Below are 25165 nucleotides of genomic sequence, written 5' to 3' on the forward strand. Positions count from 1 at the left end.
CGCGGCTACTGGCCGGTGGCCTTGCGGTGGTCCACCACGGAGTCGGGCCCCGGCGACATGATGGTCTCGTGGCCGTCCTCCGCCCGGACCCGGTACGGAGGGGTGCCGTTATGGCCGAGGACCTCGACGATCTCCACGACGTGGTCCTGCTGGCCGACAGTCCTGCCGTGCACTACCAACCGGTCGCCCTTGCTCGCATGCATCGACGTGACCCTTTCGTCGCGAGAGACAGGTCCACTCGGATACTCCCAGCCTAGGGCGACCGGCGGTATAGGGCGCGCCCAGGAAACCGCCGCTCACCCCGCCGCCCGCCGCGCCGCGGCGGTCAGCGCGCGGCCCGCTGGGTCACGCCGATGCACACCAGCACGGCGAGGGCGGCCGCCGGGGCCGCCGGCGTCAGCCGTTCGCCCAGCAGCACCACCGACCACACCAGGGTGAGCAGGGGCTGGGCCAGCTGCAACTGGCTGGCCCGGGCCACGCCGATCACGGCCATGCCCCGGTACCAGATCCACAGGCCGACGAACTGCGAGCCGACCGCCACCCACAGCAGCCCGGCCACGGTGTGGGCGGTCAGCCGCACCGGCTCGGCCGACAGGGCCCACGCCGCCCCGGCGGCCGCCACCGGCAGGCACAGCACCAGGACCCAGGCGGTGACCTGCCAGCCGGGCATCTCCCGCGCGAGCCGGCCCCCTTCCGAGTAACCCGCCGCGCACACCAGCAGGGCGGCGAAGAGGTACAGGTCCTCGGTGGTCGGCGCCCCGCCGCTCTGCCACAGGGCGAAGCCCGCCACCACGGCCGCCCCGGCCACCGCCGCCGCCCAGAACAGGCGCGAGTGCCGGGCCCCGGTGCGCAGCGCCGCGTAGGCCGCCGTCGTCAGCGGCAGCAGGCCGACGACCACGGCCGCGTGGGAGGTGGTGGAGGTGCGCAGGGCGAGCGTGGTCAGCAGCGGGAACCCGACGATCGTGCCGCCGGCCACCACGAGCAGGGCGGGCCAGTGGCGGCGCGCGGGCCGGGCCACCCGCCCCGCGAGCAGGGCGGCCCCGGCGAGCAGGCCCCCCAGGACCAGCCGGCAGGTGGTCACCGACCACGGGCCCATGCCCTCCAGGGCCCAGGCGGTCGCGGGGAAGGTGAGGGAGAAGGCGGCGACTCCCAGGGCGGCGAGCATGGTGCCCGTGCCGAGCCCGGACCGGTCCGGGCGGTGATCCACCGCTATCGCGACCGGGGGAGTAGCGCTATCGTGTGCTGTCATGCACGAGCGTAACAGCGTGAGCGAGCTGGCCGGGATCCTGCGCGGAGAGCTCCACCGCTACTCTCCGGGTGAGAAGCTGCCGTCCAGCCGCTCCCTCGTCGACCGCTTCCGCGTCAGCCCCGTCACCGTCTCGCGGGCGCTCGCCGCCCTGACCGCCGAGGGCCTGGTCGTCACCCGCCCCGGCGCCGGCGCCTTCCGTGCCGAGCCCCGCCCCGCCCCCGCCCGGACCGGCGACACCTCCTGGCAGCAGGTCGCGCTGAGCGCCGAGACCGGCGACGAGGCCGTTCCCCGGTCCGTCGACGCCTCCGGCGTCGTCTCCAGCCTCGCCGTCCCGCTGCCCGGGGTCATCGAGCTCACAGGCGGCTACCTCCACCCCACGCTCCAGCCCGAACGCGCCCTGGGCGCCGCCCTCGCCCGCGCCGGGCGGCGGCCGGGCGCCTGGGAACGTCCGCCGCTGGAGGGCATGGGGGAGCTGCGGGCCTGGTTCGCCCGCGAGATCGGCGGCCCGGCCGGCCTGCTCGCCGCCTCCGACGTGCTGATCACCGCCGGCGGCCAGAGCGCCCTGACCACCGCGCTGCGCGCCCTCGCCCCGCCCGGGGCGCCCGTGCTCGTCGAGTCCCCCACCTACCCCGGCATGCTCGCCGCCGCCCGCGCCTCGGGGCTGCGTCCCGTGCCCGTCCCCGTCGACGTCCACGGCCTGCGGCCGGACCTGCTCGCCGACGCGTTCCGGGCCGTCCGCGCCCGCGTCCTGGTCTGCCAGCCGCTCTACCAGAACCCCACCGGAACGGTCCTGGCGGCCGACCGGCGGCGGGAGGTGCTGCGCGTCGCCCGCGCGGCCGGCGCCTTCGTGATCGAGGACGACTTCGCGCGCCGGCTCGCCCACGAGGACGCCCCGCCGCTGCCGCCCACCCTCGCCTCGGACGACCCCGACGGCGTCGTGGTGCACGTCTGCTCGCTGACCAAGTTCACCTCGCCCAGCCTGCGCGTGGGCGCCCTCGCCGCCCGGGGCCCGGTCCTGGAGCGGCTGCGGGCCATCCAGATCGTCGACAGCTTCTTCGTCCCCCGCCCGCTGCAGGAGGCCGCGCTCGAACTCGTCGGCTCGCCCGCCTGGTCCCGCCACCGGCGCACGGTCGCCGCCGAGCTGCGCGTCCGCCGCGAGACGCTGCTGGCCGCGCTGCGCCGGGAACTCCCCGGCCTCACGGCGGAGTACGTACCGCCCGGCGGCTTCCACGTCTGGCTGCGCCTGCCGGACGGCACCGACGAGAGCGCCCTGGCCGCCGCCGCGCTGCGCGCCGGCGTCGCCGTCACCCCGGGCCGGCCGTTCTTCTGCGCCGAGCCCCCGGCGCCGCATCTGCGGCTGTGCTTCGCGGCGGCCGCGAGCACCGCCGAACTGGAGGAGGGCGTCCGCAGGCTGCGCACCGCCTGCGAGGAGACGGCCGGCTAGGACGCGTCCGGCTCCGCCGGCCCGCTCGCGATCCGCGCCACCGCCGCGCGCAGCCAGCGGTGGGCCGGGTCGGTGTCCAGCCGCACGTGCCAGGCCATGCCCGTGGTCACCGCCGGCAGCTCCAGCGGGATCTCCCGCACGGCCAGCGGCAGCTCCTCGGCGGCCCGGGCCGCGACGGCGGCGGGCACCAGGGCCAGGACGTCGCCGCGCAGCGCGAAGAAACACGCGGTGATGTGCGTGGGAACGGTGGCCAGCACCCGGCGGGTCAGCCCGAGGGCGGCCAGGCGCTCGTCGACGACGCTGTGGAAGCGGCCCCTGCGCGAGGCGGTGATGTGCGGGATCGCGGCGAAGGCCGCGGGGGTCAGCGGCTCGTCCGCGCCCGGTGCGTCCCGGCGGCACACCGCCGCGAAGCGGTGCCGGGCCAGCTCCCGGCCGCGTACGTCCTGCGGGAGGTCCGGCAGGTGGCCGATGTCGAGGTCGACGCGGTCCCGCAGGTCCGCAGGGTCCTCGTCGCCCTCGGGCAGCCAGCGCAGCTGGACGCCGGGCGCCTCCCGCGTCACCCGCTCGGTCAGCGCGGGGCCCAGGACGACGGCGAGCCCGTCGTCCGAGCGCAGGGTGAACCGGCGCCGCACCGCCGCGATGTCCACCGGCTGCGCCGGCCGCAGCGCGGCCAGCGCCCCGGCCAGGGCCGCCTCCACCGACGGTTGCAGCTGAAGCGCCCGCGGGGTCAGGGCCAGCCCCCGCCCGGCCGGCACCAGCAGCGGGTCGTCCAGCACCCGGCGCAGCCGGCCCAGCGTGCGGCTCATCGCGGAGGGGGAGACGTTCATCCGGGTCGCGGCCCCGGTCACGCTGCCCTCGCGCAACAGGGCGTCGAGGGCCGGCAGGAGGTTCATGTCGGGCAACTGCATGAGCGCCATCGTTGCATGGGAATCAAACGTGGCTTGAATATTCGGACCTTGTGGTCAACCGTCGCGCGTTCCACGATGGGCGGGACGAGAAAGCGATGGAGCAGATGATCGATACCAAGCAGCGCAACACGGCCCTCCTGGTGGCGGGGTGCTTCTTCATGGAGAACCTGGACGGCACGATCGTGTCGACGGCCGCGGAGTCCATGGGGGAGTCCCTGGGCGTCGCTCCGACCGCGATAGGGCTGGTCGTCACCGCCTACCTGGTGACGCTGGCCGTCCTGATACCGCTCAGCGGCTGGCTGACCGCCCGCTTCGGGCCCCGGCGCGTCTTCCTGACGGCCATCGCCGTCTTCTCCCTCGCCTCGCTGGGCTGCGCGCTGAGCTCCAGCCTCGGCGAACTGGTGGCCATGCGGGTCCTGCAGGGCGCGGGCGGCGCGATGATGGTGCCGGTCGGGCGCCTGATGGTGGTCGCCCGGGCCGCCAAGCCCGACATACCCCGCCTGGTCTCCTACGTCGTCTGGCCCGCCCTGGTCGCCCCCGTGATCGCGCCGCTGCTCGGCGGCCTGCTCACCACCTACGCGAGCTGGCACTGGATGTTCCTGGTCAACCTCCCCCTGGGCGCCGCGGCCTTCGGCATCGCATGGCGCCTGATCGACGCCGCCCCGCCCGGCCCCGACGTGCCGCGCCTGGACCTGTGGGGCGTCCTGCTCACCTCGACCGGCCTCGGCGCGCTGACATGGACGGCGCACCTGCTGTCCGGCGCGGGCGAGCCCTGGCAGCCCGCGGCCGCCACCGGCGCCCTGGCCGTGCTGCTGCTCGCCGTGGCCGCGTGGCACCTGCTGCGCACGGACCGGCCGCTGATCGACCTGCGCACCCTGAAGGTGACGACCTTCCGTGCGTCGGTGTCCGGGGGCTCGCTGTTCTGGATCGTGGTCGCGGCCGTGCCCTTCCTGCTGCCGCTCCTCTTCCAGGAGGTCTTCGGCTGGAGCGCGGTGCGCTCGGGCGCCGTCGTGCTGTTCGTCTTCGTGGGCAACATCGGCATCAAGCCCGCGACCACCTACCTGCTCAACCGCTTCGGCTTCCGGCCGCTGCTGCTCGCCGCCACGCTCGGCGTCGGCGCCACGACGGCCGTCTGCGCCTTCCTCACCGCCGCGACGCCGCTCGCCCTGATCGTCGTGGTCACCGTGGTCAGCGGCGCCGCCCGCTCGCTGGGCCTGACCTGCTACCAGGTCATCGCCTTCGCCGACGTCCCGCACGAGCGCATGCGGGACGCCAACACCCTGCAGTCCACCGCCCAGCAGGCCGCCGCGGGCCTGGGCGTCGTCGCCGCCACGGTCGCCCTGCGCGCCGGCGGCCCGCTCGGCGACCTGCTGCCGGGCACCCCGTCCGCGGGCACCGCCTACGGCATCGCCTTCTGCCTGCTCGCGCTCGTCAGCCTCGGCGCCCTGGCCGGGGCCGTGCGCCTGCACCCGACGGCGGGCGACGCCGTGCGCCGCCCGGCTCCCGCCCGCGAGCCGGCGCCGGCCGGCGGCCGCTGACGTCCACCGGAACCGACGGGGGCGGCCGCGACGCGGCCGCCCCCGTCCGGCTGTGCCCGCCCGAGGTGGCCGGAATCCGACGACCCGGGCGGGAGCCCGCCGCTCGGCGGGGATCCGTTCGGCGGGAGGGCGTTCAGCAGGGGTCCGACTCGTGCTCCTCGAGCCGCTCGGAGATCGCCTCGCACGCCTCCGCGAACCGGTCGAGCAGCTCGGGCCCCAGCACGTCGGCGAACATCGCCCGGACCGAGGCCGCGTGCGTCGGCGCCGCACGGACGATGGCCGCGTAGCCCTGCTCGGTCAGCACCACCTCCGGGTACCGGGCGCCCGGCACCGCCTCCCGGCCGACCAGGCCGCGCCGCTCCATCCGGGACAGCTGGTGGGACAGCCGGCTCTTCTCCCACTGGGTGGCCCGGCCCAGGTCCGCGGCCCGCATCCGCCGTCCCGGCACCTCGGAGAGGTTCACCAGGATCTCGAAGTCCTGCGGGGACAGGTCGAACTTCCGCTGCAGCTGCCGGCCCAGATGGGTGCTCAGGCGTTTGCTCATGGCCAGGTATGCCCGCCACGCCCGCTGTTGCGTCTCGTCAAGCCAGGGTTCCTCTGCCATGGGACGCATTCTAGCCATAGGTTGACGCATCAACCCGAGCCCTCTACTTTGGTTGTCATATCAACCTGCAGTTCGGGGAGGACTGGAAATGAGCGAGCAGAAGATCATCGCGGTGGTGGGGGCGACCGGCGCTCAGGGCGGCGGGCTGGCCCGGGCGATCCTGGCCGACCGCGACGGGGGGTTCGCCGTCCGGGCGATCACCCGTAACACCGAGTCGGCCAAGGCCCAGGCGCTCGCCGACCTCGGAGCCGAGGTCGTGGCGGCCGACCTCGACGACGAGGCCGCGCTGCGGGCCGCGTTCGAGGGCGCGTACGGCGCGTTCGTGGTGACCAACTTCTGGGAGCAGCGCTCGGAGGACGAGGCGCGCACCCGCACCGCGGCCCAGATGGAACTGGCCCAGGCCGGCAACGCCGCGCGGGCCGCCAAGGCCGCGGGCGTGCGCCACGTCGTCTGGTCCACCCTGGAGGACACCCGCCCGTTCTTCGGGCTCGGCGGCGAGCGGGTGCCGACGCTCGACGACGGCACGTACACGGTGCCGCACTTCGACGCCAAGGCCGAGGCCGACGACATCTTCCGCGAGGCGGGCGTGCCGACCACGTTCCTGCGCACGAGCCTGAACTTCGACGCCTTCCTGACCATGATGGCGCCGCGCCGCGACGAGCAGGGCGCGCTCGTGCTCGCCCTGGCCATGGGCGACGCGACGATGTCCGGGATCGCCTCCGAGGACGTCGGCCGGACCGCGTACGGCATCCTCCGCCGCGGCGGCGACCTCATCGGTCAGACGATCTCCGTCGCCGGCGACCACCTGACCGGCGAGGAGTACGCCGCGGCCATGAGCAAGGCCTTCGGCGAGCCGGTCACCTACTACGCGCAGCCCTTCGAGCAGCTGCGCCAGTTCTCCGTCGAGACCGCCAACATGTTCCAGTACTACGCCGAGAACGAGAAGGAGTTCGTCGGCGCTCGTGACCTCAGCCGGGCCCGGGAGCTCAACCCGGAGCTGCAGTCCTTCGAGGCCTGGCTGGCCGCCCACGCCGACGCCATCCCCCGGGGCTAGGCGAGGGATCCGACGGCCAGGACCGGACACCCGGTCCTGGCCGTCGGCGTTTCCGTATGCCGGCGTTCCCGCACGTCGGGCGGGGCGTTGCATAAAACTTCCTGGCTCCGTATAGTCATGCTGCATACGGAGGAGGACCGATCCATGGCGATACGTGCGGCAGTGGCCGGAGCGAGCGGATACGCGGGCGGCGAGGTGCTGCGCCTGCTGCTCGGACACCCCGAGGTGCGCATCGGCGCCCTGACGGCGAACTCCAACGCCGGACAGCGCCTGGGCGCCCTCCAGCCCCACCTGCCCCAGCTCGCGGACCGGGTGCTCGAGCCCACCGGCGCCGGGACGCTCGCCGGGCACGACGTCGTCTTCCTCGCGCTCCCGCACGGACAGTCGGCGGCCGTGGCCGACGAGCTGGGCGACGACGTGCTCGTCATCGACTGCGGCGCGGACTTCCGGCTCAAGGACGCCGGCGCGTGGGAGCGCTTCTACGGCACCGCGCACGCCGGCACCTGGCCGTACGGGCTGCCGGAGCTGCCCGGCGCCCGCAAGGCGCTGGGCGGAACCCGGCGGATCGCGGTCCCCGGCTGCTACCCCACCGCCGTCTCGCTCGCCCTCTTCCCCGCCTACGCCGCCTCCCTGGCCGAGCCCGAGGCCGTGATCGTCGCCGCCTCCGGCACGTCCGGCGCCGGCAAGGCCGCCAAGACGCACCTGCTCGGCAGCGAGGTCATGGGCTCCATGAGCCCGTACGGCGTCGGCGGCGGCCACCGGCACACCCCCGAGATGGCGCAGAACCTCTCCGCCGTCGCCGGGGAGCCGGTCACCGTCTCCTTCACCCCCACCCTCGCGCCCATGCCCCGCGGCATCCTCGCCACCTGCAGCGCCAAGGCGCGCCCCGGCGTCACCGCGCAGGGCGTGCGGGCCGCGTACGAGAAGGCCTTCCAGGACGAGCCGTTCGTGCGGCTGCTGCCGGAGGGACAGTGGCCGGCCACGGCGCATGTCAACGGCTCCAACGCCGTGAACGTGCAGGTCGCCCTCGACGAGGCGGCCGGCCGGATCGTCGCCGTCAGCGCGATCGACAACCTCACCAAGGGCACCGCCGGCGGCGCGGTGCAGAGCATGAACATCGCCCTCGGGCTCCCCGAGGAGCTGGGCCTCCCGTACACCGGAGTGGCGCCGTGAGCGTACGCCGGGCACTCGCGAGCCTTCTGGTGCGGCTGACCCCGTGCCACACCCCCCAGGACATGACGACCATCGAGTCGGTACACAAGGAGATGGCGTGAGCGTCACCGCAGCGAAGGGATTCACGGCCGCGGGCATCGCCGCCGGGATCAAGGAGAGCGGCAGCCCCGACCTGGCCCTGGTGGTCAACCGCGGCCCCCGCCTGGCCGCCGCCGGCGTCTTCACCGCCAACCGGGTGAAGGCCGCGCCCGTCCTGTGGTCGCAGCAGGTCCTGCGCGGCGGCCAGGTCTCGGCCGTCGTCCTCAACTCCGGCGGCGCCAACGCCTGCACCGGCCCCGAGGGCTTCCAGGACACCCACGCCACCGCCGAGAAGGCCGCCCAGGTCCTCGGCCACAGCGCGGGTGAGATCGCCGTCGCCTCCACCGGCCTCATCGGCGTCCGGCTGCCCATGGACAAGCTCCTGGCCGGCCTCGACAAGGCCGCGGTCGAACTCTCCGAGCACGGCGGCGAGAAGGCCGCCATCGCCATCAAGACCACCGACACCGTCCACAAGACCGCCGTCGCCCAGGGTGACGGCTGGACGGTGGGCGGCATGGCCAAGGGTGCCGGCATGCTCGCGCCCGGCCTCGCCACCATGCTCGTCGTCCTCACCACCGACGCCGACGTGGACGCCCCCGGCCTCGACGCCGCCCTGCGCTCCGCGACCCGGCAGACCTTCGACCGGGTCGACTCCGACGGCTGCATGTCCACCAACGACACCGTGCTGCTGCTGGCCTCCGGCGCCTCCGGCGTCACCCCGGAGGCGGCCGCGTTCGCCGAGACCGTACGGACCGTCTGCGACGACCTGGCCCGCCAGCTCATCGGCGACGCCGAGGGCGCCAGCAAGGACATCCGCATCGAGGTCGTCGGCGCGGCCACCGAGGACGACGCCGTGGAGGTGGGCCGCTCCATCGCCCGCAACAACCTCCTCAAGTGCGCCATCCACGGCGAGGACCCCAACTGGGGCCGGGTGCTCTCCGCCATCGGCACCACCTCCGCCGCCTTCGACCCCGACAGGCTGAACGTGGCCATCAACGGCGTGTGGGTCTGCCGGAACGGGTCCGTCGGCGACGACCGCGACCTCGTCGACATGCGCTACCGGGAGGTCCGCATCACCGCCGACCTGGCCGAGGGCACCGAGTCGGCCGTCATCTGGGCCAACGACCTCACCGCCGACTACGTCCACGAGAACAGCGCGTACTCCTCATGACCGCCACCACCGAGCCCCAGAGCACCCGCAGGCACACCGCCCTGCCCAAGGCCCGCACCCTCGTCGAGGCGCTGCCCTGGCTGACGCGCCATCACGGCAGGACCGTCGTCATCAAGTTCGGCGGCAACGCCATGGTCGACGAGTCGCTGAAGGCCGCCTTCGCCCAGGACGTCGTCTTCCTGCGCCAGGCCGGCCTCAAGCCCGTCGTCGTGCACGGCGGCGGCCCCCAGATCAGCGCCCACCTCGACCGGCTGGGCCTGGAGTCGGAGTTCAAGGCCGGGCTGCGGGTCACCACGCCCGAGGCGATGGACGCCGTACGGATGGTCCTGGCCGGCCAGGTGCAGCGCGAGCTCGTCGGGCTGCTCAACCAGCACGGCCCGCTCGCCGTCGGGCTCACCGGCGAGGACGCGCACCTGATGGCGGCCACCCAGCACTACGCCCACGTCGACGGCGAACGCGTCGACATCGGCCGGGTCGGCGAGGTCACCGGGATCGACCCGGGCATCGTCCGCACCCTGCTGGACGACGGCCGCATCCCGGTCATCTCCTCCATCGCGCACAGCGCCGACGCCGACGACGCCGGCGGCGTGTTCAACGTCAACGCCGACACGGCCGCCGCCGCCCTCGCCGTCGCGCTGGGCGCGGAGACGCTGATGGTCCTCACCGACGTCGAGGGCCTCTACGCGGACTGGCCGCACAGCGACGACGTCATCAGCAGGCTCACCGCCAGCGAGCTCGAGGAGCTGCTGCCCGAGCTGGCCAGCGGCATGGTGCCCAAGATGGAGGGCTGCCTGCACGCCGTGCGCGGCGGCGTCACCACCGCCCGCGTGATCGACGGGCGGGTCCAGCACTCGATCCTGCTGGAGATCTTCACCGACGAGGGCATCGGCACCATGGTCGTCCCCGACCCCGAGGGGCAGCAGTGAACAACGCGGACCTCACCCGGCGCTGGCAGGGCGCGCTGATGGACAACTACGGCACCCCCCGCATCCCGCTCGTACGCGGCGAGGGGACGGCCGTATGGGACGCCGACGGCACGCGCTACCTCGACTTCGTCGGCGGCATCGCCGTCAACGCGCTCGGCCACGCGCACCCCGCGATCGTCCGGGCGGTGTCCGACCAGATCGCCACCCTCGGCCACGTCTCCAACCTCTTCACCGCCGAGCCCACCGTCAGGCTCGCCGAGCGGCTGCTGGAGCTGGCGGGCCGCCCCGGGCGCGTGTACTTCTCCAACTCCGGCGCCGAGGCCGTCGAGGCCGCCGTCAAGATCGGACGGCGCACCGGGCGTACGCACATGGTCGCCGCCGCCGGCGGCTTCCACGGCCGCACGATGGGCGCCCTCGCCCTGACCGGCCAGCCCGCCAAGCAGGAACCCTTCCTTCCGCTGCCCGGCGACGTCACCCACGTCCCGTACGGCGACACGGAGGCGCTGCGGGCCGCGGTCACCACCGACACCGCGCTCGTGGTCCTGGAACCCGTCCAGGGCGAGAACGGCGTGGTCGTGCCTCCGCCCGGCTATCTCGCGGCGGCACGGGAGATCACCCGGGCCACCGGAACGCTGCTCGTCCTGGACGAGATCCAGACAGGTATCGGCCGCACCGGCGACTGGTTCGCGCACCTCGAGCAGGGCGTCGAACCCGACGTCGTCACCCTCGCCAAGGGCCTCGGCGGCGGCCTGCCCATCGGCGCCACCCTGGCCTTCGGCCCCGCCACCGACCTGCTGACGCCCGGTCAGCACGGCTCCACGTTCGGCGGCAACCCCGTCTCCTGCGCGGCCGCGCTCGCCGTCCTGGACACCCTCGCGGCCGAGGAAACCCTCCGACAGGTCCGCCGTACGGGCCGCCTGTTGAGTGACGGGATCGCTGCGCTCGGCCACCCCCTGGTGGACCACGTCCGTGGCACCGGCCTGCTCCTGGGTATTGTCCTTGGCGAGCCCCTCGCACCGAAGGTGCAGCAGGCGGCCCAGGAAGCCGGTCTCCTGGTGAACGCGGTCGCGCCCCACGTGGTGCGGCTGGCCCCGCCACTGATCATCACCGAGGATGAGGTGGGGGCGTTCCTCCGGGCGCTGCCAGGTGTCCTGGACGCCGCCGGCAGGGCCCACGAGGAATGACGACCCGGAGACTGACGACAACGATGACCGAGGCGCAGGAGACCGAGCCGGGCCACGGCGGACAGGCCGTGCCGCAGACCCGTACCGCACGCCACCGCCGGATCGTGGACATCCTCAGCCGGCAGGCCGTGCGGTCCCAGAGCCAGCTCGCCAAGCTGCTGGCGGACGACGGGCTCTCCGTCACCCAGGCCACGCTCTCCCGAGACCTCGACGAACTGGGTGCCGTCAAGATCCGCAACACCGGCGGCGAGCTGATCTACGCCGTCCCCTCCGAGGGCGGCGACCGCACCCCCCGCGCCCCGCTGGGGGAGTCCGCCACCGAGGCCCGCATGGGCCGCCTCGCCGCCGAGCTGCTGATCTCCGCCGAGGCCTCCGCCAACCTGGTCGTGCTGCGCACCCCGCCGGGCGCGGCCCAGTTCTTCGCCTCGGCCATCGACCAGGCGGGCGTCCACGAGATCATCGGCACCATCGCCGGCGACGACACCCTCCTGCTGATCAGCCGCGACCCGGCCGGCGGCCAGGCCCTGGCGGACCACCTGCTGAGGCTGGCGCAGAAGGAAGGCTGAGCGCCCCCGCGGCGGGGGCCCCGGTCCCCGCCGCGGGCGATCGCCCGGATAACGCGAAAGGCCGTTTCCGCGTCTGCGGAAACGGCCTACGACCTGCGAAAATCGCTGGTCGGGACGGCGGGATTTGAACCCACGACCCCTTGACCCCCAGTCAAGTGCGCTACCAAGCTGCGCCACGTCCCGGTGCGACGTTCCCTCCGGTGTTTTCTTCCCGGTGGGGCGTGCAGAAAGAAAATATCCTGTTCCGGGCTGTGATCCAAATCCGGGGGTCCGGTGGGGGTCAGGTGCGGCGCTTGAAGGTGTCCGTGGGGATGTCGACCGCCCGCCCGTCCGGAAGGCGGAGGGGGATGGTGTCGCCGTACTTGTACAGCTCGCGCCGGGCGTAGATGTCGTCCCTGGGGCGAGTGAGCAGGGTGCACTCCCCGAGGAACGGGTCGATGATCAGGTAGACGGGGACGCCGAAGCGGGCGTACTGCCGCACCTTGATCGCGTAGTCGTTCTTGTCGTACTTCGACGAGACGACCTCGATTGCGGCCAGGAGGTCCTCGTAGGTGAACTTCTCCGTGGCCTCGTCCTCGACGATCGACAGGTCCGGGCAGCGCTTGGGCTCCCCGGGGAAGGCGAACTCGACGTCGGAGAACACGCGGTCCTTCCGGATACCGGCTGTCACGGCGGCGTCGCGGACGTCAAAGATGGTCAGGCTCTGGACGCTGCTCTGCGGCGTCATGATGATGCGGTCCCCCACTGCTTCGATCTTGAAGCCGTCCAGCACCGCCGCGATGCGCTCGATGGTTTCCTGCAGGGAATCGCTCTGCGCGGTCATGGTCAAAACAGCCTCCCCTACTTGGGCCGATCGATAGTCGCATCGTAGACCCCGCCCGAACGCGCCGAAGCCCGAACATTCACCCTCGCGCGCTATTGACGAAACATACGGCGCAGTGCATAGTTATGCCTAACAGCGCATGGAACAGCGCACTGCACCGTAAGGAGAAACCCGTGACCGAGCGCGTCGTACTCGCCTACTCCGGCGGCCTTGACACCTCCGTCGCCATCGGCTGGATCGCCGAGGAGACGGGCGCCGAGGTCATCGCCGTCGCCGTGGATGTCGGCCAGGGCGGCGAGGACCTGGACGTCATCCGCAAGCGCGCGCTCGCCTGCGGTGCGGTGGAGGCGGAGGTCGCCGACGCCAGGGACGAGTTCGCCGAGGAGTACTGCCTCCCGGCGATCAAGGCCAACGCCCTCTACATGGACCGGTACCCCCTGGTCTCCGCCCTCTCGCGGCCCACGATCGTCAAGCACCTGGTGGCCGCCGCCCAGAAGCACGGCGCGACGACCGTCGCCCACGGCTGCACCGGCAAGGGCAACGACCAGGTCCGGTTCGAGGCCGGCATCTCCTCGCTCGCCCCCGAGCTGAAGTGCATCGCCCCGGTCCGGGACTACGCCATGACCCGGGACAAGGCCATCGCCTTCTGCGAGGCCAAGGGCCTGCCGATCGCGACGACCAAGAAGTCGCCGTACTCCATCGACCAGAACGTCTTCGGGCGGGCCGTCGAGACCGGCTTCCTCGAGGACATCTGGAACGCCCCCATCGAGGACGTCTACGACTACACCGCCAACCCGGCCACCCCCCGGGAGGCCGACGAGGTCGTCATCTCCTTCGAGCGGGGCGTGCCCGTGGCCCTCGACGGCAAGCCCGTCAGCGTGCTGCAGGCCATCCAGCAGCTCAACGAGCGGGCCGGCGCCCAGGGCATCGGCCGGATCGACATGGTCGAGGACCGGCTGGTCGGCATCAAGTCCCGGGAGATCTACGAGGCGCCCGGCGCGATCGCGCTGATCACCGCCCACCAGGAGCTGGAGAGCGTCACCGTCGAGCGCGAGCTGGCCCGCTACAAGCGGCAGGTCGAGCAGCGGTGGAGCGAGCTGGTCTACGACGGCATGTGGTTCTCCCCGCTCAAGCGGGCCCTGGACGGCTTCATCGACGAGGCCAACGAGCACGTCACCGGCGACATCCGGATGACCCTGCACGGCGGCCGGGCCGTGGTGACGGGCCGCAAGTCCGCCCAGTCCCTCTACGACTTCAACCTCGCCACCTACGACACGGGCGACACGTTCGACCAGTCCATGTCGAAGGGCTTCATCGAGATCTTCGGCCTCTCCGCCAAGATCGCGGCCAAGCGGGACCTGGTGTGAGCGACGAGCAGCAGGACGTACGCCTGTGGGGCGGCCGGTTCGCGGACGGACCGGCCGAGGCCCTCGCCAAGCTGTCCGCGTCCGTCCACTTCGACTGGCGGCTCGCCCCGTACGACATCGCCGGCTCCCGGGCCCACGCCCGGGTCCTGCACAAGGCCGGGCTGCTCACCGACGACGAGCTGAAGCGCATGATCGAGGGCCTCGGGCTGCTCGAGGCCGACGTCGCCGCCGGTACGTTCATGGGCACCATCGCCGACGAGGACGTGCACACCGCCCTCGAGCGCGGCCTGCTGGAGCGGCTCGGCGCCGACCTCGGCGGCAAGCTGCGCGCCGGCCGGTCCCGCAACGACCAGGTCGCCACGCTCTTCCGGATGTACCTGCGCGACCACGCGCGGATCATCGGCGGCCTGATCGCCGACCTTCAGGACGCGCTCGTCGGCCTCGCCGAGGCGCACCCGGACGTCGCCATGCCGGGGCGTACGCATCTGCAGCACGCCCAGCCGGTGCTCTTCGCCCATCATGTGCTCGCCCACGTCCAGGCACTCTCCCGGGACGCGGAGCGGCTGCGGCAGTGGGACGAGCGCACGGCGGTCTCGCCCTACGGGTCGGGGGCGCTGGCGGGCAGCAGCCTCGGCCTGGACCCGGAGGCGGTCGCCGCCGACCTCGGCTTCGAGCGGGGCTCGGCGGGGAACTCCATCGACGGCACGGCCTCGCGCGACTTCGTCGCCGAATTCGCGTTCATCACGGCCATGATCGGCATCGACCTGTCGCGGATCGCCGAGGAGGTCATCATCTGGAACACGAAGGAGTTCTCCTTCGTGACCCTCCACGACGCCTTCTCCACCGGCTCCTCGATCATGCCGCAGAAGAAGAACCCGGACATCGCCGAGCTGGCGCGCGGCAAGTCCGGGCGGCTGATCGGCAACCTCACCGGGCTGCTCGCCACGCTCAAGGCCCTGCCGCTGGCGTACAACCGCGACCTGCAGGAGGACAAGGAGCCGGTCTTCGACTCCTGCGACCAGCTGGAGGTCCTGCTTCCCGCCTTCACCGGGATGATGGCGACCCTCACGGTCCACCGCGCCCGGATGGAGGAGCTGGCCCCGGCCGGTTTCTCGCTGGCCACCGACATCGCCGAATGGCTGGTCAAGCAGGGCGTGCCGTTCCGCGTGGCGCACGAGGTCGCGGGGGAGTGCGTCAAGGAGTGCGAGGCGCGGGGCATCGAGCTGGACGGGCTGAGCGACGAGCAGTTCGCCGCCATCTCCCCGCACCTGACCCCCGAGGTCCGCTCGGTGCTCAGCGTGCCGGGCGCGCTGGCCTCGCGCAGCGGGCGCGGCGGCACGGCCCCCTCGGCGGTCGCGGTGCAGTTGCAGGAGGTCAAGGCGGACCTGGCCGTCCAGCGGGGATGGGCGGACGCGACGCGACACGGCTGATCATTTTGAGACGGCCACCACCCGAATGAGACATTCGTGTCTCATTCGGGTTATGGTCGTCTCATGAGCCTTGATCGCCGCGAGCATGTACTGAGAGCAGCCGCAGCCCTGCTCACCCGTAAGGCGACCGCCTCCATGGACGAGATCGCCAAGGCCGCCGGCATCAGCCGCGCCACCCTCCACCGCCACTTCGCCGGCCGCGACGCGCTCGTACGGGCCCTGGAGAAGCTCGGCATCGAGCAGTTCGAGCGGGCCCTGGACGAGGCCCGGCTGGACGAGGGCGACGCGGCGCAGGCCGTGCGCCGGCTGATCGTGAAGGCCGAGCCGGCCGCCGGCCTGATGTCCTTCCTGTACTCCGAGAACCAGCTCTTCGAGGGCGAGGTCAACGACGGCTGGAACCGTCTCGACGCCCGCGTCCACGCGCTCTTCCTGCGCGGCCAGGAGGAGGGTGCCTTCCGGGTCGACCTCTCACCCGCCTGGCTCACCGACGCGCTGTACGGGCTGATCGCCTCCGGGGCGTGGGCCGTGCAGGATGGGCGGGTGGCCGCCAAGGACCTCACCCGCATGGTCTCCGAGCTGTTGCTCGGCGGGGCGCAGCGGAGGGCCGAGCGGTGAGCGCCAAGACCGCCGATCCGGCGCCCGGTGCGCCCGCGTCGGTGGAAGCGCCGCGGCCGGGCCGCTGGCTCGCCCTGGCCGTCCTCGCCCTGGCCGTGCTGCTCGTCGCCGTCGACGCCACCGTCCTCGGCCTCGCCACGCCCTTCCTCAGCGAGGACCTGCGCCCGACGGGCACCCAGCTGCTGTGGATCGGCGACGTCTACTCCTTCGTCATCGCCGGACTTCTCGTCTCCATGGGCAGCCTCGGCGACCGCATCGGCCGCAAGAAGCTGCTGCTGTGCGGCGCGGTGGCGTTCGGCGCGGTGTCGGCGCTCAACGCCTACGCCTCCAGCCCCGAGATGATGATCGCGGCCCGCGCGCTGCTGGGCGTGGCGGGCGCGACGCTGATGCCCTCCACCCTCGCCCTGATCCGCAACATCTTCCACGACCCCCGGGAACGCAGCCTGGCCATCGGCATCTGGGGTGCCATGGCGTCGGCCGGCGCGGCCGTGGGCCCGGTCGTGGGCGGCTTCCTGCTGGAGAACTTCTGGTGGGGCTCGGTCTTCCTGATCAACCTGCCGGTCATGGCGGTGCTGGTGCTGGTCGGCATCAAGCTGCTGCCCGAGTCCCGCGATCCCTCGCCGGGGCCCTGGGACCTGCTCAGCGTGGTGCTGTCGATGGTCGGCATAGTGACGGTCGTCTACGCGATCAAGGAGGTGGCGACCCACGGGCCGACCTGGCCCATGGCCCTCGTGGGCGTGACCGGCGTGCTGGCGCTGGTGTGGTTCGTACGCCGCCAGCTCACGCTCCCCTCGCCGCTGCTGGACATGAGGCTCTTCCACCACGGGGGCTTCTCCGGCGCCGTGCTGGCCGACCTGCTGACCGTGCTGGGGCTGTCCGGGATGGTCTTCTTCCTCTCGCAGTTCCTGCAGCTGGTGCAGGACCGCAGCCCGCTGGAGGCGGGGCTCGCGGAGCTGCCCGCGGCCGTCGGCGCGGTGACGGCGGGCCTGCTCGCCGGCCAGGCGGCCCGGCGCTTCTCGGTACGGTCGGCGGTCACGGCCGGCCTCGCGGCGATCGGGGTGGCGCTGGCGGCGCTGATGTGGCTGTCCCCCGACACCGACTATCCGGTGCTCGGCGCGGTGCTGCTGATCGTCGGCGTGGGCGCCGGCCTCTCGTTCACCGTCACCGCCGACGTGATCCTCTCCAGCGTTCCCAAGGAGCACGCGGGCGCGGCCTCGGCCGTCTCGGAGACGGCGTACGAGCTCGGTGCCGCGCTCGGCATCGCCCTGCTCGGCTCGATCGTCACCGGCGTCTACCGTGACTTCACCGTGCCCCCGGGGGTGCCGGCCGCGCAGGCGGGCGAGGCCCGCGAGTCGCTGGGCGGCGCGGTCGAGTCGGCGTCGACGCTGCCCGCCGACACGGGCCAGGCGCTGCTGTCCTCGGCGCAGGAGGCCTTCGTGGACGGGCTGCGGATCGCCTCCGGGGTGGGTGCCGTGGTGCTGCTGATCACGGCCGTCGCGGCCTGGTTCCTGCTGCGCGGACAGCGGCTGGAGGAAGGGTACGGCGGCTGAGCCGGATACAGCTCGGATGAGCAAACATCACAGGGGCCGGGGCTGACAAGCCCCGGCCCCTGTGATGTTTACCGGCCGGTAACTCTCTTGACGGCATCCTTATGCGCCGGAGAACATCACGTCCACCGGTCGACATTGTCGAACGTGGTTCGGACGAGGGCGTCCGCAGTGGGACGCCGTGTTCAAAGGAATCCCCCACATGCGTCTGCGTACCACCGCACGGTTCCTGGTCGCCGCCGCGGCCACCGCCGCACTGAGCCTCATGGGGCTCACCGCCACCCCGGCGTCCGCCTCGCCGCTGGACATCCCGCCCAAGGGCGCCAACGACTGGTCCTGCAAGCCGGACTCGGCGCACCCGCAGCCGGTCGTGCTGGTCAACGGCACGTTCAAGCTCATGGCCGAGAACTGGGCCAAGCTCTCCCCGGCCCTGAAGAACGCCGGCTACTGCGTCTTCGCCTTCAACTACGGGCACCTGGAGACCGACCCCATACCGCAGGCCGCCGCCGAGCTCTCGGACTTCGTGGAGGCCGTGCGCGGCGCCACGGGCGCGGAGAAGGTCGACATCGTCGGCCACAGCCAGGGCGGCATGATGCCGCGCTACTACGTGAAGTTCCTCGGCGGCGCCGCCAAGGTCGACGACCTCGTGGGCATCGTCCCCTCCAACCACGGCACGAAGAACCCGCTCGCCATCCCCGCGGGCTGGACCTTCTGTCCGTCCTGCGTGGACCAGCAGGTCGGCTCCGACCTGCTCAAGAAGCTCAACGAGGGCGACGAGACCCCGGCCGGCCCGGACTACACGGTCATCACGACCCGCTACGACGAGGTCGTCATCCCCTACACCAGCGCCCTGCTGACCGGTCCGGCCGAGCACCTCACCAACCTCGTGCTGCAGGACAAGTGCCCGCTCGACCTCTACATGCACGACCAGGCCACCAAGGACCCGGTCGTCGCCCAGTGGGTGCTCAACGCGCTGGGCCGCAAGGGCCCGGCCGACGCGGGCTTCCAGCCCCGCTGCCTCGGCGGGGCGTAGCCACCCGGCCGCCGTCAGGCGGCCTTGGCCTCGCGGGCCTTGGTGGCGTACATGTCGACGTACTCCTGGCCCGACAGCTCCATCACCTCGCTCATCACCTCGTCGGTGACGGCGCGCAGCACATAGCGGTCGCGGTCCATGCCCTCGTAGCGGGAGAAGTCCAGCGGCGCGCCGAAGCGCACCGTCACCGGCGCGATGCGGGGCAGGCCCTTGCCGCTCGGCTGGACCTTCTCGGTGCCGATCATGGCGAACGGCACCACCGGCGCGCCCGTCATCAGCGTCAGGCGGGCGATGCCGGTCCGGCCGCGGTAGAGGCGGCCGTCGGGGGAGCGGGTGCCCTCCGGGTAGATACCGAAGATGTTGCCCTCCTCCAGGATCCGGCGGCCCGTCATCAGCGCGGCCACACCGCCGTTGCCGCCGTCGCGGTCGACCGGGACCATGCCCGAGGAGCTGAAGAACCACGCCATCAGCCGGCCCTTGACGCCCTTGCCGGTGACGTACTCGTCCTTGCCGATGAAGAAGACCTGGCGCTTGACGATCAGGGCGAGGAAGAGCGAGTCGATGAACGTGGTGTGGTTGCCGGCGAGGATCACCGGCCCGCTGTCCGCGATGTGCTCGGCCCCCTCCACCTTCGGGCGGTACAGGACGCGCATGAGCAACCCGAGAAACGCCTTGAGCAAGATGCGGGACAACGGACCCTCCGGTCGTGGTGTATCGGACTGGCGCACAGAGCGCGGTCGCTGACGATACTCGTGGGTACCACCCCTGTGCACGCGGGGTTGACCGACTCGAAACAGAGTGTTGACGTGACTTTTCACTCCGTTCCGTTTCCGTTTCTTCAACAGGGAAGTCGTACGTGCATACGATCACCCGGCAGTGCACCACCACGGAACGAGGAGAGTTCATGCAGCAGGAGCAGCGGCCCGGCAGGCGTACGGTGCTGGGAGCGGCGGCGGCGCTCGGCGCGGGAGCGGTCGTCCTCGGCGGCGGCATCACCCCGGCGGCGGCGGCCGAGCCCTCGGCGCGGCGGGGCGGCCACGGCGGTTCGTACCAGGACCTGCCGGTGCCCACCGTCATCGGACACCGCGGCTGCAGCGGCTCCCGGCCCGAGCACACCCTCGGCTCCTACCAGTTCGCCCTGGACAACGGCGCGGACGTCATCGAGCAGGACCTCGTCCCCACCAAGGACGGCCACCTGGTCTGCCGCCACGAGAACGACATCACCGGCACCACCGACGTCGCCTCCCGCCCGGAGTTCGCCTCCCGCAAGACCACCAAGACCGTCGACGGCGAGGCCCACACCGGCTGGTTCACCGAGGACTTCACCCTCGCCGAGCTGAAGACGCTGCGCGCCAAGGAGCGCATCCCCGGCACCCGCCAGCACAACACCCTCTACGACGGCCGCTGGCAGGTGCCCACCTTCGAAGAGGTCCTCAAGTGGGCCGAGGAGCAGGGCCGCAAGCGCGGGCGCCGGATATGGCTGCACGTCGAGACCAAGCACCCCACGTACTTCCGCAAGGCCGGCCTGGGCCTGGAGGAGCGCCTGGCCAAGCTGCTGCGCCGCTACGGCCGCGCCGGCCGCGACGGTCACACCTTCCTGCAGTCCTTCGAGCCCAGCAGCCTCCAGCGGCTGGGCAAGCTGGGCATCGACTGCCCCAAGGTCCTGCTGCTGGACGACCTGCCGACCCGCCCCTGGGACTTCACCGAGGCCAAGGACCCGCGTACGGTCGCCGACCTCATCACGCCCAAGGGCCTGAAGTGGGTCTCGGGCTTCGCCCAGGGCATCGGCCCGTGGCTGAACCTCGTCATCCCGCGCGACAAGGACGACAGGCTCACCAAGCCCACCACGCTGGTGCGCGACGCGCACGCCGCCGGGCTGATCCTGCACCCGTACACGATGCGCAACGAGAACAGCTTCCTGCCGGCCGACTTCCGCCGGGGCACGGACCCGAACGCCTACGGCGACGTCTTCGCCGCGTTCCGGACGTACTTCGCCACCGGCATCGACGGCATCTTCACCGACAACCCCGACACCGGGGCGCTCGCCCGCGCGGACTTCGTCAAGGGCTGACCCTCGCCGTCCCCCGGACGGGTGGTGCCCGGTCGTCGCGGAAACCGCCGGCGGCCGGGCACGCGTCACGGTTCCCGTGACGCAGAGTGATCTTCTGACCGGGCTGGGCCCGCTGCTGAAGGCGGAGTGCGCCGCCGAGGCGGCCGCGGCCGGCGGCGTGGAGGCCGCCGACCTCGAACAGGGCGTCTGGGTCCGGCTGCTCGACGACGGCCGCACCGCCGTGACGGCGGTGCGGTTACGGGCGACCGTACGGGCCGAGGCCCGCGCCGCACGGCGCCGGGCGCGCCGCGAGGTGCCCTACGACCCGACCGCGCAGCCGCCGCCCACCACCGCGCCCGGAGTCGAACAGACGGTCCTGGACGCCGAGGCACGCCGCGAACTGCGCGCCGCCGTCCGCCGGCTGCCCGGCCGCTGCCCCCGCCTGCTGGGCGCCCTGCTTTCCGCGAACGACCCGACCTACCGGGAAATCGCAGGGAAGTTGGGTATGTCACAAGGATCTTTGGGACCGGTACGTTCCCGTTGCCTGGGATGCCTGCGCAGAATGCTCTTGGCAGAGATTGCGGCTCCTTGACCCGGGGGAAAGGAGCGGTAAGCGACCCACCAGGGGAGGCATGCGCACATGGGTATGAGCGTGACCATCTCGGCCGCGGCCGGGGAAGATGCCGAGCAGATCCTCAAGCTCCAGTACCTCTGCTATCAGAGCGAGGCCGCACTCTACGGCGACTACTCCATCGAGCCCCTCACCCAGACCCTCGACGACCTGCGCGCCGAACTGGGCCGCGGCTGCGTGCTCGTGGCCCGGCTCGGCGAGGAGGTCGTCGGCTCGGTGCGCGGCACGGTCGACGACGAGGGCACGGCCGTGATCACCGGCCTCATCGTCCACCCCAGGATGCAGCGGCACGGCCTGGGCGGGCGGCTGCTCGCCGCCCTCGAGGAGCGCCTGGCGGGGGAGTGGGCCGCCAAGCGCTACCGGCTGGCCACCGGCCAGCGCAGCGAGGGCAATCTGCGGCTCTACCGCAAGTGGGGCTACGAGCGCACCGGATCCCGGGTGGTGACCCGCGCGTTCACGCTGGTCACCCTGGAGAAGGAGGCCCGGACCGCGCTGGCGGCCAGTGCCTAGGGCGTGTCCGATGGGTCAGCACAGACCCCACGACGCCTGGCACGGCACCTCGCCGCGTTGTCGCATCACCCGAGTACGCCCAGTACGCGGGAGATGCTCCGCCTTGCGATGCACCGCGCCAGACGCCGCGGGGCCCGCACCGCCCCATCGGACACGCCCTAGCCCCGGGGCGCCCGGCGCAGCCACATCATCGCGGTCACCGGAAGGATGACCGGGATGAAGAGGTAGCCCATGCCGTAGTCCGACCAGACCGTGGCGTCGGGGAAGGCGGACGGCTCGAGCAGCGTCCACGTCCCCACCGTCATCACGCCCGCCAGCTCGGCGGCGCAGCACACCAGCGCCGCCCGGCGGGCCGACTCCCCGCCGCGCACCAGCGAGTACGTGATGAAGGCGTACACCACGGCCGCGCCGGCCGAGAGCACGTACGCGAGCGGCGCCCTGCCGAAGTCCAGGATCATCTGGACGATGGAGCGGGACGCCGCCGCGACCGTGAACACCCCGTAGAGCCAGACCAGCAGCCGGCCGGGGCCCTGGCCCAGGTCGAAGCCGGAGCGCTGCCGCGTGTCGGTGGACTCGGCCATGTCAGCCTCCCCAGATGTCGTAGAGCCGCACCTCGAGCACGGCGAGGATCACGGCGCCCGCCGCGACGGTGGCCGAGCCCCAGCGGGTGCGCTCGGTCAGTGACATGAAGCCCGCCGCCGGCACCGCGGCCGCCGCGCCCAGCAGATAGGCGACGAAGATCGCCGTGCCCTGCTCGGGCTTGTCGCCGCCGGCCAGCCGCACCACGCCGATGACGAGCTGCACCACGGCGAGCAGGGAGACCACGGCCATGCCGATGAAGTGCCAGTCCTTGGTGGACTGGTCCCGCGAGAAGGCGAAGCCGCACCAGGCGGCCAGCGCGAGCGCGGCCAGACCGGCCGCGAGCGTCAGCGCGTGGATCACCGCGGCCCCCGGTCGGTGAGGGTGTGCGGATGGGGCATGACAGGCATAGGGCGACTCTAATGGCCCGCGCCCGGCCGGCCGTGCGCGACCCCGGGCGTCCACGGACTGAACCACCCTGTCCGCTATACGGACAGGCTTGGCCTATTCGCACACGCTTCTGTTTTACTTGCCCGCATGACCACGACGAGCACCCGCATCCTTGCGACCGAGGCGATGACGACGCCCGGTGCTGCTCGTCGCATGTGTCGAATGTGTGACTGCTGAGGGCCCCCGTCCGTGCCTCGCGCCCCGAAGCGAGACCCCGTAGAGCCCGTCCCGGCCATCCCGGCCGGAACGAACAGCTCCCCGCCCCGCGTCACCAGGAACCCCTTCACCGCGCCACAGCGCATTGTGAGGGGACCCCTATGCCGCGTTCCGCAATGAATTGCCCGTGCCGGCATTCACCGCCGCGCACTCGACAGTGACGGAAACCCCCTGTGATCACCACTACGGGCCTGACAAAGGTCTACCGCTCACGCGGCCGCGAGGTCACCGCCCTCGACGGCGTCGATCTGCACGTCCGTGAGGGCGAGGTGTACGGCGTCGTCGGACAGAGCGGCGCCGGCAAGTCGACCCTCATCCGCTGCGTCAACCTGCTGGAGCGCCCCAGCTCCGGCACGGTCACCGTGGCGGGCCAGGACCTCACGGCGCTGGCCGGCCGCGGCTCCCGCGCGGGCGCCGACCTGCGCAAGGCGCGCAGCCGCATCGGCATGGTCTTCCAGCACTTCAACCTGCTCTCCTCGCGCACCGTGCAGAGCAACATCGAGCTGCCGCTGGAGATCCTCGGCGTCTCGGGCAAGGAACGCGAGCGCAAGGCCCTCGAGCTCCTGGACCTCGTCGGCCTCGCCGACAAGGCCAAGGCCTACCCCGCCCAGCTCTCCGGCGGCCAGAAGCAGCGCGTCGGCATCGCCCGCGCCCTGGCCGGCGACCCCAAGGTGCTGCTCTCCGACGAGTCGACCTCCGCGCTCGACCCGGAGACCACCCGCTCCATCCTCCAGCTGCTGCGCGACCTCAACCAGCAGCTGGGCCTGACCGTCCTCCTCATCACCCACGAGATGGAGGTCGTCAAGACCATCTGCGACTCCGCCGCGCTGATGAAGGGCGGCCGGGTCGTGGAGTCCGGCACCGTCTCCGAGATCCTCGCCACCCCCGGCTCCGAGCTCGCCGCCGAGCTCTTCCCCGTCGGCGGCGAGGCCTCCGGCCCCGACCGCACCGTCGTGGACGTCACCTTCCACGGTGAGGCCGCCACCCAGCCGGTCATCTCGCAGCTCTCCCGCACGTACAACATCGACATCTCGATCCTGGGCGCCGCGATGGACACCGTCGCCGGCAAGCAGGTCGGCCGGATGCGCATCGAGCTGCCCGGCCGCTTCGAGGAGAACGTCGTGCCGATCGGCTTCCTGCGCGAGCAGGGCCTGCAGGTGGACGTCGCAGACACCAAGACCGCGGCGCCCGCCGACGCGCTCCTGAAGGAAGGTGCCAAGTGACCTGGACCGAGATGCAGCCGCTGCTGCGCGACGCCTGTCTCGACACCCTCTTCATGGTGTGGTGGTCCACCGTCTGGGCGATCATCGGCGGAATCCCGCTGGGCCTGCTGCTGGTCCTCACCGACCGCGGCGCGCTGCTGCAGAACGTCGTGGTGAACAAGGTCGTCGGCGCCGTCGTCAACCTCGGCCGCTCGCTGCCCTTCATCATCCTGCTGGTGTGGCTGATCCCCTTCAGCCGCCTGGTCGTCGGCACCTCCATCGGCCCCAGCGCCGCCGTCGTGGCCCTGGTCATCGGCGCCGTGCCGTTCTTCGCCCGGCTGGTGGAGACCGCGATCCGCGAGGTCGACCACGGCCTGATCGAGGCGGCCCAGTCGATGGGCGGCGGCACCCTCACCGTGATCTTCAAGGTGCTCCTGCCGCAGGCCCTGCCCTCCCTCATCGCCGGCCTGACCACCACGGTCATCGCCCTCCTGGGCTACTCCGCCATGGCCGGCGCGGTCGGCGGCGGCGGCCTGGGCAACCTCGCCATCACCTACGGCTACATGCGCCACGAGACCGACCTGATGAACGTCACGATCCTGCTGCTCATCGCGATCGTCACCGTCGTCCAGCTCGCCGGCGACCTCGTCGTACGACGTCTGTCCCACCGCAGCGGACGCCAGGCCCCCGCCGCGGGCCTGCGCCGGCTCCGGTCCGCCGCCGTCCCCAAGCCCCGCACCGCCCCCGAGGCCGCGGAGCCCACCAAGGCGGCATAAGGCCCACGGCCGCACCCCCAGAACCCACGAGCCCGGACCCT

At 72.4% G+C, this 25165-nt stretch carries 26 protein-coding genes and 1 tRNA gene; 18 read left to right on the forward strand and 9 right to left on the reverse strand.

The window, feature by feature from the left end; all coding sequences use genetic code 11:
* Positions 1–5: 5 nt before the first annotated feature.
* Both J1792_RS11665 and J1792_RS11670 read right to left on the reverse strand, forming a co-directional pair.
* On the reverse strand, positions 6–203 hold the full coding sequence (locus J1792_RS11665) for a DUF1918 domain-containing protein (protein ID WP_086568959.1): 198 nt from the start codon (positions 201–203) through the stop codon (positions 6–8).
* Between the two features lie 122 nt (positions 204–325).
* Positions 326–1249 (reverse strand): DMT family transporter, encoded by a 924-nt coding sequence (locus J1792_RS11670; protein ID WP_207247196.1) that lies wholly within the window; start codon positions 1247–1249, stop codon positions 326–328.
* Between J1792_RS11670 and J1792_RS11675 the strand changes: the two genes are divergently transcribed.
* Positions 1248–2693 carry an aminotransferase-like domain-containing protein gene (locus J1792_RS11675; protein ID WP_207247197.1) on the forward strand — a complete coding sequence of 482 codons (1446 nt, stop codon included), beginning with the start codon at positions 1248–1250 and terminating at the stop codon, positions 2691–2693. The genes J1792_RS11670 and J1792_RS11675 overlap by 2 nt on opposite strands.
* Here the strand turns inward: J1792_RS11675 and J1792_RS11680 are convergent.
* Positions 2690–3601, reverse strand: a complete 912-nt coding sequence (locus J1792_RS11680; RefSeq protein WP_207247198.1) for a LysR family transcriptional regulator — start codon at positions 3599–3601, stop codon at positions 2690–2692. The two genes, J1792_RS11675 and J1792_RS11680, sit on opposite strands and share 4 nt — an antisense overlap.
* Before the next feature lie 104 nt (positions 3602–3705).
* On the opposite strand from J1792_RS11680, the gene J1792_RS11685 reads away from it, so the two are divergent.
* Positions 3706–5139, forward strand: coding sequence for an MFS transporter (locus J1792_RS11685; protein WP_086566665.1), 1434 nt, complete (start codon positions 3706–3708; stop codon positions 5137–5139).
* Positions 5140–5272: 133 nt separating this feature from the next.
* Here the strand turns inward: J1792_RS11685 and J1792_RS11690 are convergent, their stop codons facing one another.
* Positions 5273–5743 (reverse strand): MarR family winged helix-turn-helix transcriptional regulator, encoded by a 471-nt coding sequence (locus tag J1792_RS11690; RefSeq protein WP_086566634.1) that lies wholly within the window; start codon positions 5741–5743, stop codon positions 5273–5275.
* An 88-nt stretch (positions 5744–5831) separates the two neighbouring features.
* Here J1792_RS11690 and J1792_RS11695 point away from each other — a divergent pair, with 88 nt between their 5' ends.
* From J1792_RS11695 to J1792_RS11720, 6 genes are all read left to right on the forward strand, one after another.
* Complete coding sequence (locus tag J1792_RS11695; protein ID WP_086566635.1) at positions 5832–6797, forward strand: NmrA/HSCARG family protein; 966 nt, start codon at positions 5832–5834, stop codon at positions 6795–6797.
* Positions 6798–6941: 144 nt separating this feature from the next.
* A complete protein-coding gene (gene argC / locus J1792_RS11700) occupies positions 6942–7970 on the forward strand; it encodes an N-acetyl-gamma-glutamyl-phosphate reductase (RefSeq protein WP_086566637.1) in 1029 nt (342 codons plus the stop codon).
* Positions 7971–8067: 97 nt separating this feature from the next.
* Entirely contained in the window at positions 8068–9219 is a 1152-nt protein-coding gene (argJ, locus tag J1792_RS11705) for a bifunctional glutamate N-acetyltransferase/amino-acid acetyltransferase ArgJ (protein WP_086566638.1), read from the forward strand.
* On the forward strand, positions 9216–10145 hold the full coding sequence (gene argB / locus J1792_RS11710; RefSeq protein ID WP_086566640.1) for an acetylglutamate kinase: 930 nt from the start codon (positions 9216–9218) through the stop codon (positions 10143–10145). Before argJ ends, argB begins: the two co-directional genes overlap by 4 nt.
* Positions 10142–11329 carry an acetylornithine transaminase gene (locus tag J1792_RS11715; RefSeq protein ID WP_207247199.1) on the forward strand — a complete coding sequence of 396 codons (1188 nt, stop codon included), beginning with the start codon at positions 10142–10144 and terminating at the stop codon, positions 11327–11329. Before argB ends, J1792_RS11715 begins: the two co-directional genes overlap by 4 nt.
* 23 nt (positions 11330–11352) lie before the next feature.
* Positions 11353–11895 (forward strand): arginine repressor, encoded by a 543-nt coding sequence (locus tag J1792_RS11720; RefSeq protein ID WP_086566643.1) that lies wholly within the window; start codon positions 11353–11355, stop codon positions 11893–11895.
* Positions 11896–12001: 106 nt separating this feature from the next.
* On the opposite strand, the gene J1792_RS11725 is transcribed toward J1792_RS11720, so the two are convergent.
* Together J1792_RS11725 and J1792_RS11730 are read right to left on the reverse strand one after the other, a co-directional pair.
* Positions 12002–12078, reverse strand: a tRNA-Pro gene (locus tag J1792_RS11725).
* A gap of 97 nt (positions 12079–12175) precedes the next feature.
* Positions 12176–12718 carry a Uma2 family endonuclease gene (locus J1792_RS11730; RefSeq protein WP_086566645.1) on the reverse strand — a complete coding sequence of 181 codons (543 nt, stop codon included), beginning with the start codon at positions 12716–12718 and terminating at the stop codon, positions 12176–12178.
* Between the two features lie 173 nt (positions 12719–12891).
* Here J1792_RS11730 and J1792_RS11735 point away from each other — a divergent pair, with 173 nt between their 5' ends.
* The 5 genes from J1792_RS11735 (at position 12892) to J1792_RS11755 (ending at position 18710) form a co-directional block, all read left to right on the forward strand.
* On the forward strand, positions 12892–14085 hold the full coding sequence (locus tag J1792_RS11735) for an argininosuccinate synthase (RefSeq protein WP_086566646.1): 1194 nt from the start codon (positions 12892–12894) through the stop codon (positions 14083–14085).
* Complete coding sequence (gene argH, locus J1792_RS11740) at positions 14082–15515, forward strand: argininosuccinate lyase (RefSeq protein ID WP_086566648.1); 1434 nt, start codon at positions 14082–14084, stop codon at positions 15513–15515. Before J1792_RS11735 ends, argH begins: the two co-directional genes overlap by 4 nt.
* A gap of 63 nt (positions 15516–15578) precedes the next feature.
* Positions 15579–16130, forward strand: coding sequence for a TetR/AcrR family transcriptional regulator (locus J1792_RS11745; protein WP_086566649.1), 552 nt, complete (start codon positions 15579–15581; stop codon positions 16128–16130).
* Positions 16127–17680 (forward strand): MFS transporter, encoded by a 1554-nt coding sequence (locus tag J1792_RS11750; protein WP_307842964.1) that lies wholly within the window; start codon positions 16127–16129, stop codon positions 17678–17680. Before J1792_RS11745 ends, J1792_RS11750 begins: the two co-directional genes overlap by 4 nt.
* Before the next feature lie 199 nt (positions 17681–17879).
* On the forward strand, positions 17880–18710 hold the full coding sequence (locus tag J1792_RS11755; protein WP_086566651.1) for an alpha/beta fold hydrolase: 831 nt from the start codon (positions 17880–17882) through the stop codon (positions 18708–18710).
* A gap of 14 nt (positions 18711–18724) precedes the next feature.
* Here J1792_RS11755 and J1792_RS11760 read toward each other — a convergent pair whose 3' ends face one another.
* On the reverse strand, positions 18725–19402 hold the full coding sequence (locus tag J1792_RS11760; RefSeq protein WP_086566653.1) for a lysophospholipid acyltransferase family protein: 678 nt from the start codon (positions 19400–19402) through the stop codon (positions 18725–18727).
* Positions 19403–19614: 212 nt separating this feature from the next.
* On the opposite strand from J1792_RS11760, the gene J1792_RS11765 reads away from it, so the two are divergent.
* The 3 genes from J1792_RS11765 to J1792_RS11775 all read left to right on the forward strand — a co-directional run bounded on the left by J1792_RS11765 (position 19615) and on the right by J1792_RS11775 (position 21901).
* Complete coding sequence (locus J1792_RS11765) at positions 19615–20781, forward strand: glycerophosphodiester phosphodiesterase (protein ID WP_086566654.1); 1167 nt, start codon at positions 19615–19617, stop codon at positions 20779–20781.
* 76 nt (positions 20782–20857) lie between these two features.
* Positions 20858–21352, forward strand: coding sequence for a sigma-70 RNA polymerase sigma factor region 4 domain-containing protein (locus J1792_RS11770; RefSeq protein ID WP_086566656.1), 495 nt, complete (start codon positions 20858–20860; stop codon positions 21350–21352).
* Positions 21353–21400: 48 nt separating this feature from the next.
* Complete coding sequence (locus J1792_RS11775; protein WP_086566657.1) at positions 21401–21901, forward strand: GNAT family N-acetyltransferase; 501 nt, start codon at positions 21401–21403, stop codon at positions 21899–21901.
* Positions 21902–22059: 158 nt separating this feature from the next.
* Here J1792_RS11775 and J1792_RS11780 read toward each other — a convergent pair whose 3' ends face one another.
* Together J1792_RS11780 and J1792_RS11785 are read right to left on the reverse strand one after the other, a co-directional pair.
* Complete coding sequence (locus J1792_RS11780) at positions 22060–22482, reverse strand: hypothetical protein (RefSeq protein ID WP_207247200.1); 423 nt, start codon at positions 22480–22482, stop codon at positions 22060–22062.
* Position 22483: 1 nt separating this feature from the next.
* A complete protein-coding gene (locus J1792_RS11785) occupies positions 22484–22843 on the reverse strand; it encodes a hypothetical protein (RefSeq protein ID WP_086566660.1) in 360 nt (119 codons plus the stop codon).
* A gap of 476 nt (positions 22844–23319) precedes the next feature.
* Here J1792_RS11785 and J1792_RS11790 point away from each other — a divergent pair, with 476 nt between their 5' ends.
* Both J1792_RS11790 and J1792_RS11795 read left to right on the forward strand, forming a co-directional pair.
* Positions 23320–24369, forward strand: a complete 1050-nt coding sequence (locus J1792_RS11790) for a methionine ABC transporter ATP-binding protein (protein WP_086566662.1) — start codon at positions 23320–23322, stop codon at positions 24367–24369.
* Positions 24366–25124, forward strand: a complete 759-nt coding sequence (locus J1792_RS11795) for a methionine ABC transporter permease (RefSeq protein WP_086566663.1) — start codon at positions 24366–24368, stop codon at positions 25122–25124. The genes J1792_RS11790 and J1792_RS11795 overlap by 4 nt, the downstream gene beginning before the upstream one ends.
* Positions 25125–25165: the final 41 nt, after the last annotated feature.

The sequence above is a fragment of the Streptomyces triculaminicus genome (assembly GCF_017349075.1).
In the GTDB taxonomy this organism is placed as follows: domain Bacteria; phylum Actinomycetota; class Actinomycetes; order Streptomycetales; family Streptomycetaceae; genus Streptomyces; species Streptomyces triculaminicus.